This is a genomic window from Arthrobacter sp. UYCu512, from assembly GCF_040547075.1.
GTDB lineage: Bacteria > Actinomycetota > Actinomycetes > Actinomycetales > Micrococcaceae > Arthrobacter.
Window position 1 is genome coordinate 1 of record NZ_JBEPPA010000033.1, and the last position, 12,562, is coordinate 12,562.

Sequence of the window (12,562 nt, forward strand, 5' to 3'; positions counted from 1 at the left end):
GTCCAGGCCAGGTTCACGGTGTTGGTCCCGGCGGTTGCGCTCAGCCCGGCGGGGGCCGCCGGGGCCGTGGTGTCCGGAGCACCGGCGGGGATGATGTTAGTGATGAGATAAACGTTGTCTTGGTAGTCGCAGTTGGCTGAACCCGCGGTGCAGTCGTTCGCCGAGTACATGTAGTCCTGGGCTACAACGTAGGATCCGGGGACCAGCTGGCCTGCCCTGTCCCTGACCGGCCAGGTCTTGACGGCAAGGTAATTGCTGTTATTGGTCGACTGGCCCGCGATTTTGAGGGGGAACGCGCCCGCCGGATTCGCATCGAACTCGAGCGGACCGGTCACCCCGAGGTTGAGCGGCAGGATGGTTTGGGCGTACAGCCCGCTGGCGTCAGCGGCTGTGCCGTCAATGTCGATCCTCTCGCCGGAACTGCAGCAGCCATGGAAGGACGCCAATTGACGGACGGTCACGGCTTTGGTGCTGTCCGCGCGCTTCCAGAACGGGGAACGGACTTCGTCTCCGTTCAGTGCAGAGTTAGGAATCTGGGCGCCCGGCGCGAGGGTCCCGTAGGCGGTGGTGATCCCAAAGGCCTGGCTGATCTGGGATAGCGTCAGTTCGTTCGTTCCTTCGGGTGCAGTCATAAAGATGCCGCGCAGCTGGACGGTCTTGACGGCGGACACGGTGTCGCTGGAGCTGATCTCCAGCTGGGCGACACGGACTCCCTTGCTTCCGGCGGTTTCCGTGAACTGCGCCGTCAACGGCGCTGAGCCGCCGGGACCGATGACCAGGGGCAATACCGGGGGTGCGGCGAGGACGAATCCGCTGGCCCCGGTTCCGGTGATCGCCACTTTGGTGATGACCAGATCCTTGTCACCGGTGTTGCTCAGGGCTACCGTGGCGGAGTCCGTCACCTTATGCTGGACGACTCCGCTGTTGAGCCGGTGCATCACGAGCCAGTCGTCGTAGAAGCCGGGGACGGGCTGTCCGGCCCGGCGGGTTGCCTGCGTATTGCTGAGTGTCAGCGTCCCGCCGACATTTTGGACCACGAAGGACGCGCTGCGGGTTGAGGTCCGGCCGGCATCGTCGACGGCGGTAACCACCAGGGTGTGGGTACCGTTGCCGATGCTAAACGGAGCGCTGTAGCCGGCGGCTGGTGCGCCGTCGACTGCGTAGCTCAGTGTGGTGATCTGGGAACCGGCGGAAGCTTGTCCACCCAGGGAAACAGTCGCCTGGCCCCCGGCGTAGTCACCGGCAAGGGTTTGCCCGTTGACCGTCACCGAGATCACCGGGTTCAGCAGGTTGGCGCCCTTGATGGTGACCCAGTTGATCTTGGTGTTGGTTCCGGCCGGGGAAAGGGTGAGCATACCGTCGGTGACGTTTACGGTGGTGGTGCCCGTTTTGAAGGGAGCCGTGCCGCTGGGGGTGAACGGTGCAACGAGTGCGGTGCCTTCGACATTCAAGGCATGTGTGGAGTCAAGATAGCCCGCGTCGCCGACGGAGGCACTGACTTCGTAACTGCCGTTGGGAACCGCGCGCTGCCACACGCCATCGGTGCCGCCCTTGCTGGCCGTCTGCATCTGAATCAGTGACTGCAGCAGCGGATCCGAGGGAAAGGTGATCCCTGCAGCCGCGGTCGTGCGGTTTCTTGCTTCCAGCGTGCGGTCCGTCGGGGTGCCGTTGACCAGCCAGCCGAAGCCGCGGGCGTCGTACATCCCACCGGTGTCGGCGGTCCACCCGCTGGGGGTGATGGCTCCCGGCAAGGTGAAGTTGTACGCGGCCGTGGGAACTGTGGCCGGCTGGGTGTCCAGGCCCGGACCCTTGATCGACACCCAGTTGATCTTGGAGTTAGTGCCGCTGGAGGACAAGGTCAACTTGCCGTCTGCGACGGTAATCTGCCGTGATCCGGTCTGGAAAGGCGATGTTCCGGTGGGAACGAAAGTGGCGATCAGCGGCTGCCCTTCGGCAGCAATCCCGTGCGTCGAGTCAAGGTAGCCGGCGTCGCCGGCCGAGACTGCCACCGTGTAGGTGCCATTTGGGAGCTCGTACTCCCATATCCCGGTTGTCACGTTGCTTGCGGGGCCCATCGTGTTCAGCGACTGCAGCAGCGGATCCGACGGGTATGCGATTCCGGGTGTGGCCGCAGTCCGGTACCGGGTGGCGGCGCTCCGGTCAGTGGGCGTTGTGCCGACCAGCCAGCCGAACTTTCGCTGGGCCTGGAAGGCTGCTCCGGTATCAGCGGTCCAGCCGGCCGGCGTCGGAGCACCGGCAGTCTGGAAATTCACCTTGACCTGGGCGCCGACCGTCGGATCGCCACCGGGATCGGTAGGGGCCGGAACGACATCGATGTAATCAATCTTGGTGTTGGTACCGCCGAGGGCGTCAACGGTCAGAAAACCGTCGGTCACAGTCACCCGGGTCACAGCGGTGTTGTGCCGGGTGTCGCTGCCTGCGGCACCGGACGGGGCGAAGCGGTCGATGACCTTTTTGCCTTCCAGATTGATGGAATGCAACTCCGGCGCCGTCTGCGGTGCAGCATCTCCGACAGCCACCGTCACGTCGTAGTCGCCGTTGGGGACCGCCGCCTCCCAGAAGGCGTAGGTGGACAGGCCGTTGAAGGCTGCCAGGTCCGCCGACTGCATATGCATCAAGGTGTTCAGGCGCAGGTCCGGCTGGGTGGTGCTGCGAAGCCGGCCGTTCCCGGGACCCGCAGTCCCGGCCGTGGAAAGGTCGATCGGGGAACCTGTCGCCTGGCTCTTCCAGCCGTAGCTGAGGCCCGTGCCTTGGTCGGTGCGGGTCCGGGGGCCAAACGGCTCACCGAAGTCGCGGAGGTACCCGGTGGGCAGACCGGCCGCCAGATTGGAGAAGTTGACCTTGAAGGCTCCGCTACCGACCGGAGCGGCGGTGGCGGGACGCAGACCAGTGACCAGGAAAACGTAGTCCTGGAAGTCGCCGTTGCTGGCGTCCTCGAAAGCCACAATGTAGCTGTTGGCGATGGCCACTCCGGCGCGGTCTTTCGCCGGGTACACCCGGGCGCGGTGGGCCACGCCGCCGGTGTTGAGCCGGTCCTCCGTGTAGCCGGTCCGCAGGAATGCGTTGGAGTAGTAGTACAGCCCGAAGCTCTGGCTTCCCGGATCGAAAGTCTTCACCGTTCCGGGCGAGGACGGCGGAAGCAGTGACTGATAGCCGGCGGTATCGATCGAGCCGAGCTTGTGCAGCTCTGCGGGCCGTCCATCCCCGGTGTACCAACCGAACGGGAGGTCTTCCTTGGGGGCGTACTGGGCCAGGGGCGTCATTGAGACGGCTCCGGTGCCGGACTTGACGAACAGCGGCTCCAGCAGCTCGTCACCCTTGGCAATGGCCTGGGTGCCGCCTTCGAGGTTGCTCCAGCCTACGTTGATTTTGTACCCGAGGGTCCCGACGACGTCCTGGAGGGTTGGTTCGTTCAGCCCCTCAATGCCGTTCATCGTCAGGCCATAGAGTCCGACGTCGAGTGCGTTGCCACCGGCTGTGATGCGAAGGACCGCTGAGCGCTGTCCGACGGTGGTACCTGGTTTGAAGGTCGCCTGGATGGTGACGGTGGCGCCTGGAGCCAGCGTGGTCCCGTTCCCGCCTGTGGTGGTGAACTCGCCCGGGTTGGCCCCGGCGATGCTGGTGCCCAAGGCCGCGGGAGCGGACCCGGTGTTGGTGATGGTGACGGACTTCGTGGCTCCCGTGGTGCTCTTGACCGCCGAGAAGACCATCTCGGGCGCCGAAGAGGTGAGCGGCGCGGCTTGCTGGCCGGCCGGTACCCGAAGCAGGAACATGGCCTGGTTACTGCCGCTGCGGTCGTACTGGTTGACGTACAGGTTGCCGGTTTTGGGATCTTCCACGACTTCCAGGGGGTCGTTGAAGCCGTCGACGTTGCCGATTGCGGAGTTGGGAACCCCGGTGATTCCCAGTGAGGTCTGTTCGCCGAGGACCTTGCCGGTGGCGGGGTCCACCTGCATAAACAAGAGGTCATTGTTGTTGGAGAACCGGGTCACAATAAGCCGGCCTTTGAGCTGGCCGCCGAAGGAGCTGCTCTTGTACTCGATGGACCCGTTGGGCGACTTGTTGAAGCCGAGGTCATAGGCGAAACCCCGGTAGTTTGGGTCGGCTTTGGTGCCGGAGGGGTATTTAGTGCCGCCCTGGCCGGGGGACACCGGCGGATTCGCCGGGTCGTTGCCTTCGTTCAGGACCCACTCACAGCGTTCCGGGTTGGGATGGCCATAGTAGCCTCCCTGCACGACGTCGAAGAGGAAGTCGCGCTGGGTGGGCTGGTTGCCGATCGCGGGAACCGAGCCGCCGGTGTATCCCCGGCGCAGGCACTGGGAGGTTACGTCCAGACCGTTGACGGAGCTGAATCCGGGAATCCCGGCCGCCGCCACCCTGGTGTACGTGCCGTTGGAGTTCTTGATGACACCGGGGGAGTTTGCGCCGCCGGCGGTTCCGTTCGTGGGCACGTACAAGTGGCCGTTGGAGTGCCACACCAGGTCGTAGGCGTTGCGTATGCCGGTGGCATAGATCTTCAGTGGCGCACCTGCCGCGTAGGGGTTGTAGGTTCCCCCTCCGGAGGTCTGCACGCTGATCGGCGTCGCGGTGGAGATGGCCTGCTGCACGGCCGGGTCGGCCGGGTCGAAGACCAGAGTGGCCGCTGTGAGCAGTTTCTCGCCTCGCTGGCCCCAGGAGTTGTCCAGGTCGCCGGCGCCTTGGTTGGATCCCTGCATAAAGTACAGCCGCCCGTCCGGGCCATACGCCATCGAGTTGGTGAGGTGGTCAGCCTGGGAACGGGGGAGACCCGTGAAGACCTTGGACTCGGTCTGCAGCGAGGCCCCGGAGAGCATGCTGACGCCCGAAATCCATTCACCTTGTTCGTTGAAGGTGTTGGCACTGGTTGACGTGATCCACAGCTTCGGGCTGGCTGCCGTTCCGGTTTTGTCGAAGACCAGGCCGATGATGGCACGGCCCGCGTAACCCAGGCTCTCCATGTTGGAGAGGGATCCGTCGGCTGCAACCGTGAACCGGAAGAGGCCCTGTCCGATGGTGGACGCATACATTTTGCCGTCCGGGCCGAACGCCATCGATGACCAGTATTTCCCTGCCGCCACCGGCTGTTCGACCTTGTCAAAGGACACCCCGGTCAGGGGTGAGTAGTTCGCCCCGGTACTCGTTCCACCGGAACCGGTGGTGAAGACAGAAGTGAAAGGGACGAATGCGGCACCGTAGTTGTCCTTGACGTTGCCGGTCACGACGAAGCGGTAGCTTGTGTTGGCCTTTAATGGGCTGCTTGCCTGGGTGGAAATCACATCATTGCCACCGGAGGTTCCGGTCGATGACGGCACCTCGACGCCGGTGGATGTTTCGTAGAGGTGCACGTTGCCGGGCAGTGTTGTGGCATCCACACCCACGCCGGCGTAGGGGACGCGGATGGTTGCCGATACGCCGTCGGTGGGATCCTGCCCGGTTGAGCGGTTGTCCGGGCGCATCGTGTCAACATGGGGCGCCCGCTCGATGCCGACGATATCGATGTAGGCGATCTTCGTGTTGGTTCCGCCCGCGGCGGTCACGGTGAGGGCGCCGTCCCAAACACCGACGACGACGGTCGTGGTCTGGTACTCCTGACCGGCTGTGCCTTGGAACTTCTCAATGCCGACGCCCGCCTCGACGTTGAGGGCATGAACGGAGTTGTACCCTGCCGCGAACGCCATGTCCCCGGCCGCGATCGTCACCCGGTAAAGTCCGTCCGGTACCGAGGCTTCCCAGACGCCTTCGGTTTTGACACCGTTAGTGCCTGGGTCGTCGCCGTACTGCATGTGCAGGATGGAATCGAGCCGGTCGTCGATGCCTACCCGGCCCCTGTCACGGCCATTGCCGACCAGGCTCAAGGGATTTCCGTCCGGGGTCTTCCAGCCGTAGGTCAAGCCCGTGCCCTGGTTGGGTCCGGTGCGCGGACCGAAGGATTCGCCCCAGTCAGCGGCGTAGCCGGGTGCCGGAAGGCCTGATGTGGTGGTGAAGTCGACCTTGATATTGGTCGTGTTGGGTACCACCGGAACGGCGTGGGCCTCATTGGAGGGGCCGGATTCGTTCGCCGACAGGTCCACGGCAGTGACCACGTAGAAATACGTGGTCCCGTTAGTGGCGGTGGTGTCCGTGTAGCCCGTGCCCGTGACGAGCGCCGAGCCGGACAGGAGGGAGCCGGTATCGCCAACGACCGGCTGCAGCGAACGGTAGACACGGTAACCGGCAAGGTCCGCGGCGGCGGAAGCGGTCCAGCTCAGCGTTACTTTTGTGTCGCCGGAAACCGCTGAAAGCGCCGCCGGCGCCGGTGGCGGAGTAACGTCCAGGGCCTGGATCGTGGCACGGGCCGACGATGTCCGCTGTCCGGCTGCTTCGTTCGAACCCGCGGAGACATTCCCGGCGCCGTCAACGGCGGTCACCGCGTAATAGTAGGTCGTCCCCGAAACGGCGGAGACGTCGCTGAAGGAAGTGCCTGCAAGGGTTTCCGTCCCGGTCAGCGGCAGTCCCTTCAGGTCGACGCCGCTGCTGGTGGCCCGGAAGACCCGGTAGCCCGTGACGTCGCGGGAGCGGCTGGCTGTCCAGGCCAGATCGACGCCAGCGGACCCACCGGTGGCGACGAGCTGCGTTGGCGCAATGGGCGCCTCGCTGTCCACCCCGTCCTTGGAGTAGCCCACAGAGATCAGAGCGTCACCGTAGGCCTGGAAGTACTCCACGGTTACCAGGTGCGGACCGTCGGCAAGGACAACATCGGTGGTTTTGACTGCAGAGGCGGACTGCTGAACCCACTGGTCAACGATCGTCCGGCCGTCAACTGTCAGTCGAAGTCCGTCGTCGGCCCGTGTGGTGAAGCTGTAGGTCCCGGCACCGGAGGTGATCGTCTTAGCCCAGCGGGCCGAGTATTGCTCGGGACCAACGCCGGCAGGTCCGGAGCCGGCGGTGAAATTGAAGCCAATATCGGCATCACAATCCGCGCGAACCGGGGACCCGGCCAAGGAGGTACCGATGAAATACTGCACCTGCCATTCGCCTGCGAGGCACGAGCTGTTGTTCACGGCGGTGGCGGAGGGGGCGGCGGCCGGTTCTGGCACAGGGGTGGAGCTGATCGTCGGCGCCGGCACCGTAGTGGCTGTGGCGGTAGGGGTCGGAACCGGCGAGGCGGTGGTGGTTGGCGTTGCGGTCGGCACCGGCGTGGCGGTTGGGGTCGGCGTCGCGGTCGGCACCGGCGTGGCGGTGGTGGTTGGCGTTGCGGTCGGCACCGGCGTGGCGGTGGTGGTTGGCGTCGCGGTCGGCACCGGCGTGGCGGTGGTTGCGGCCGCTGCGGGCAGTTCAGCCGAGGCGAAGTCCTGGAACACTGCCGTCATGGGTGTGGACGCGGGCAACGCGCCCCTGCTGGCCAGGATCCCGGCGAAAGTTGCGACGTCCGTTAGGGGCGACGGCTTGAGGGCGGAACCGTCGATGAAATTTGCCGGCAGGTCCAGCCGTCCCACCGGAACGGGTGCGTCAGCGCCGATCTGATAGGCGGCGATCAGGGAGTTCTCGGCAGGGTTCACGTCCAGGGTCAGCTGAACCGGACGGTTCCCGATGAGGTTCTGGCTGGTGCCGACTGATACCAGATCCGCGGACGTCGGCGCAGCCGTGGTGGCGGGCTCGGACACGCCGTTCCGTTCGCGCTTGAGCTCGATTCGGCGCTCGCCGGCTGTTCCTCCGCCGCCCAACATCAGGGTCGCGAGGTTATCGTCGTTCGGACCGAACCATAGGCCGAGCTGGGCGCCACCGGCAAGATCCGCGGGACTGATCACAGTGGTGGATAGCCGAAGTGTCCTCGTGGTCAGTTTGAGTCCTACGCCCAGCGCGTTGTCCTGGTCGTTCGCGGCTCCTGACACCGTTCCCGGTGTGGCGACGACGTTGAGGGCGCCGTTCGCGGTGGCGAGGTTTTCACGGGCGAAGTAGGGTGTGCTGCCTGTGGCAGCCGAGGGAAGCACGGACGTAAAACCGGTCCCGGCGCCGTCGGGGGTCTGCAGGCCGCCTGATATCCCCGCGAAGTCCAGGGATACGGTGTTGCCGGCCGCAGCGACCCCGTTTGGGGGCAGCGGAGAGTAAGGCGAGCTGTCCCACTGTGCGGGATCGGCGGGGTACACAGCCGTCGGGGCTGCACTCGCGGTAGTCGCTGAAAGCGTCGCCGCGAGGACTGCGGTGGTGGCGATAACTGCGGTTCCTCGGTGGAGCCACCCACGGGTCCGCGGGTCCACGGCATTGACGGCTTTTCTAGACACAGGCTGTCCTTCCCCACAAAACATTCGTTGGCCGGCCGGCGCGAGGCGCGGCGGGCCATCCTAGTAATCGAGACCTCTGCAGAGCGGCTTTAGGAAGGCTGGCAGTGTGTTTTCCGGCGTCATTGACGTCACTGCAGCCGATTCGTGGCCCACTTCACTTCAACAATCTCTCAGGCCTGCGGACGGCTGAACATACCCGCTGGAAAAGACACGTAAGGAGCTTTTTGAAGCAAGTAGCATCACGAAGCTACCTAGGTAATACACGGTCCCCTGCAGTAAAAGGGCGCACGAAAAAGGGCCAACCGGCTAGTGCCGGTCAGCCCCTTTCAGGGGGTCGGACAGGGCGCCGTCTCAGGATGTACGGCCCGCCCTGGCTCCGCGCCGCTGGCCATCAACCAGGACTGGAATAGTGTCCTGCGGCGGTGTGCCGGGTGCGGGCACGTTTACCGGCCTTGGCGCACGGGCCGCCGCGGCGGCTTCCTTGCTGCGCCGGCGTTCCTTTCGAGCGGCGGCCCTGAGCGTGCGGGGTGTTGGCCCATAGGTTCCGTAGCCGTAACGGTGGGCATCCGGCCCCTTCGACGGCATCCGGTTCAGCACTACCCCCAGCACGCCCGCATTGACCATCTGCAGGGAAGAAATTGCCTTTTTCACGTCGGCTATACGCGCTTTCCGGGCGCCGACCACAAGGAGCACACCACCCACTTCCTGCGACAGAACTGCGGCGTCGGTCACCGGGAGCAGGGGGGGAGCGTCGATAATCACAACGTCGAACCGTGCCTCCAGTTCCTGGAGGATCTCCTTCATGGCGTCCGAGCCGAGCAACTCGCTCGGGTTCGGCGGGATCTGGCCGGATGTGAGCACATGCAGCCCGTGTTCACCGTAGGGCTGCAGGAGATCATCGAGCCGGGCTTTGCCGATCAATGCGGTTGTCAGGCCAGCTGCGTGCTCCATACCGAGATAGCCGGCCAGCCGTGGACGGCGGAGGTCGGCGTCGACGACGACCACGGACTGGCCGCTCTGAGCCATGGTCATGCCCAAGTTGAGGCTGGTGCTGGTTTTGCCTTCCCCGGGCACCGATGAGGTCACGAGCACCGTCTTGGACTTATTGCTGACGTGGGTAAATTGCAGGTTGGTCCGCAATTGCCGGAATGACTCGGCCCGCGGTGAACTTCCCGCGGTTGCGGCGATGAGGGGCTTTTTGCTGGCCGTATTGTCGAAAGGAACTCCGCCAAGGACCGGCAGGTCGCTGATGCGGCGGACATCGGCTTCGCCGCGGATCTTCGTGTCCAATATCGTTCGGAGGACGGCGAGTCCGATCCCGAGGGCCAACCCGACAATAAAGCCGATGGCGAGATTCAGGCGTGTGTTCGGTGAAGCCGGCTCGGACGGAATATCGGCTGGTGTCACCACCGTAAGCTTCAACGGCGATTTTCCGTTGTCAGCAGCCGTCTCGAGGGTATCAACGGCTTCAATCAGGCTTTGTCCTACCCCACGGGCAATTGCCGTGGCGCGTTCCGGGGATTCATCGCTGGCCGTGATGGTCAGGACAACAGTGTTCAGCTCTGCCGTGATGGCCACCTTGGAACCGAGCTCGGCGGCGCTCATGGGAAGGGCCAGGCTGTCGACCACCGGCTGCAGGACAAGCGGCGTCGCGGCGGTGATGGCGTACGACTGCACGCGCTGTTGGCTGAAGTTGTTTCCCTGCTGCAGTTCTGAAACGGACCCGGAATTCTGAATCGCCACGAACAGCTTGGTGGTGGACTTGTACACCGGTGCCATCGCCGCGGAGGCGGCACCTGCAGACAGCAAGCCTAAGGAAATGCACACCAGGATGAGTATCCAGTTGCGGCGCAAATGCCGACCGTAATCGCCTAATTCCAATTTTCCCCCTCAAGTCGATGATTTTTCGAGACCAGTTGTGTCTCCGCGAAGACCTTCGGCCGCCGCCCTGAGGGGCGGTCGCGAGTGCGGCACCTGCATGTTCAGAACCTATCCGCAGGCCCAGCGAGGTGGCAATGGAATCCGGACAAAGCAGGGAGTTGGGCCAACAAACAGGTAGTGGTTTTGTCCGCTAACAAGTAGAAACCAGCCGAACTACTCATGGCTGTGCCGGCGGTCCGACGCTAGGGTCTTAACAAGTTCCGTTTCTGCTGCGAATAAGTCGGCCCGGGGGGTAGCGACACCACATGATTCCTATACTCTCGCGGTCGTCGTGCTGACCCGCAGAATCACTGACGTAAGGGGTGCGGCGGCTGTTGCCGCCGCTTTCGCCGCGGTTGTCCTTTTGTCGTGGGCGGCTGTCTGGGACGTGACCGTCCTGGTGATCCCTGCCGGCCTCGCGGCCCTGGTGCTCACCCTGCGATATCCGCAGCCGGTGGCGCTGCTCCTGCTGCTCGTTGGGCCGCTGCTGACATCCACCTTCAAGCTGGGAACGGTGAGCCTGGACAACGTGATGGTGATTGCCGGACTCGGCCTGGTCGCCATCCTTGCCCTCATCCGGCGCCAGCTGCCCTTTAACCGCTGGTCAGTGCTTCCCCTGGTTCTCGCCGCGGCCATCTTCGTGACCGGGAATCTTAACGGGTCACCGAACTGGGAGGCCTGCCTGCGGTTCATTTCGCTGGCTGCCGTGCCTTGGGTGGCGAGCGATTCTCCGCGCAGTTCAGCGGCCAACCTGCGAATCTTCCTGGGAATTATGACCGTCGGTGCCCTCACGGTGTTTTCCCAGCCACTGATTGGGTACCCTCATCCGTTCAAGGACACCGAAAACACCGGTCTTCGGTACGGCGGACTTTTCGGCCATCCCAACTTTGCGGCCTACGCGCTCTCCCTGTCCATCCTCTATGTGCTGTCCCAGAAGCTCAACACCTGGCGGGTCGGATATCTCCTGATGGCCGGCGGAGCCGTGCTCACGACGGGGAGCATCACGGCGACCATGATGCTCTTCGGAGCCGCCGGCATTCTCCTGGCCCGAAACATCAAGCGGCTGATGGCCGGGCTGCTGGTCTTGAGCGTCTTTGTGGCCACCGTTGGCCAGACGCTGCTGAGCAGGCTGGACTTTGTCAGCCAGACGGCGGCCGGGCCGGCTGCGGCCTCCAACTCTGGCGCGTGGCGCTTGGGCCAGTGGCAGCGTGCGTTGCGGCTGCTCGAAGGCAACGAAGCCACCGGCATCGGCTGGGGTGAAATATCGCTGAGGATCGGAAACAATCTTGGCGCGCACAATGCCTACGTGCAGCTGGCCGTCGAGCTGGGCTGGGCGTCCCTTGTGCTCGTGCTGCTCGTTGTTGCGGCCCACCTGATCGTTTCATTCCGAAACCGTATCCAGCTGGTCGCATGGATCTACGTCCTTGCCACCTCCATCAGCGATCCGGTCCTCTTCTATCCCTCGTCGATGACCATCCTGCTGTATATCCTGGCCCAGACGGCGCAGAAGCGGCGCCCGGTGGAGGTCCCCGCCCCGGGAACCGCGCTGCCCTCCGCGCTGCAGGGCTCTGCCGGTGTTGGAGTCCCAGGCAGAAGCTGACGGCACAACAGTGCCGCCGGAGGGCGGGCCGCGGGGAACATGGCGCCGGCTGTGATCACCGGCCCCTGGTGGTCTTCGACGGCCGACCCGGCCGCGTGGAAGCATCCGGGCACCTGCCCAATCCGCCGGGCACCAACCTAATGGCGCAGTACAGCTGATATGTAGGTAGTCCATGTCAAGACGGCAAGGGTGAGCGGTCCAAGATTGGATGTCTTGGACCGCTCTTTTGTGTTCGTTCCCCTGCTTGGTCCGGCGGCCGGCGCGTCGTGGTCGACGGCGCTGTCAGACTGATATTCGCGGGTTGGCTACCGCAGGACGAGGTGTTCGGCTGGAGGGGTGCCGCTGGTCTAGCAATGTCGGGCGTCACCGTAATTTACCGGTTGCCCATAGGTGTATCGCGGGTCTCCTCCACGCTGCCGAGCCTCCGGACGGAGCCGGGAACGGCACACGTCTATTCATCCGTCCACGGCTGCTCCTGTTGGACCGCGGCCGCGAGAGACCAGCACCAGCCAGCCAGTTCCCGTGCGACAGCGACGTTGGCGATGACGCGCCGTTTGTGACGGGCTTCGAACTGGTCCCACTTGCGGTGCAGGCGGTGGTTGCCTTGATGTCCGCGGACCCGGGAGGCCTCATCGGCTGCGTCCCAGCGGGCACGCATGTCACGGCTTGCGTTGGCATATGGACGGCGGTGATGCCAAGCGGCCTCGACGAGCAGGCGGCGGGCATGGGTGTTTCCTGTTTT

Annotated in this window: 3 protein-coding genes and 1 pseudogene; 1 reads left to right on the forward strand and 3 read right to left on the reverse strand. The window is 64.5% G+C overall.

All coding sequences use genetic code 11. The annotated features are described in order from the left end of the window. Positions 1 to 8,300 (reverse strand): choice-of-anchor D domain-containing protein (locus tag ABIB49_RS18700; protein ID WP_354157612.1); only part of this gene is annotated, 8,300 nt, incomplete at its 3' end. A 351-nt stretch (positions 8,301 to 8,651) separates the two neighbouring features. Beyond that, positions 8,652 to 10,181, reverse strand: a complete 1,530-nt coding sequence (locus tag ABIB49_RS18705; protein ID WP_226776249.1) for a tyrosine-protein kinase domain-containing protein — start codon at positions 10,179 to 10,181, stop codon at positions 8,652 to 8,654. Positions 10,182 to 10,512: 331 nt separating this feature from the next. On the opposite strand from ABIB49_RS18705, the gene ABIB49_RS18710 reads away from it, so the two are divergent. After that, positions 10,513 to 11,820 carry an O-antigen ligase family protein gene (locus ABIB49_RS18710; protein WP_226776250.1) on the forward strand — a complete coding sequence of 436 codons (1,308 nt, stop codon included), beginning with the start codon at positions 10,513 to 10,515 and terminating at the stop codon, positions 11,818 to 11,820. A 451-nt stretch (positions 11,821 to 12,271) separates the two neighbouring features. On the opposite strand, the pseudogene ABIB49_RS18715 reads toward ABIB49_RS18710, so the two are convergent. Next, a pseudogene (locus tag ABIB49_RS18715) lies at positions 12,272 to 12,562 on the reverse strand (IS110 family RNA-guided transposase); the annotation flags it as partial.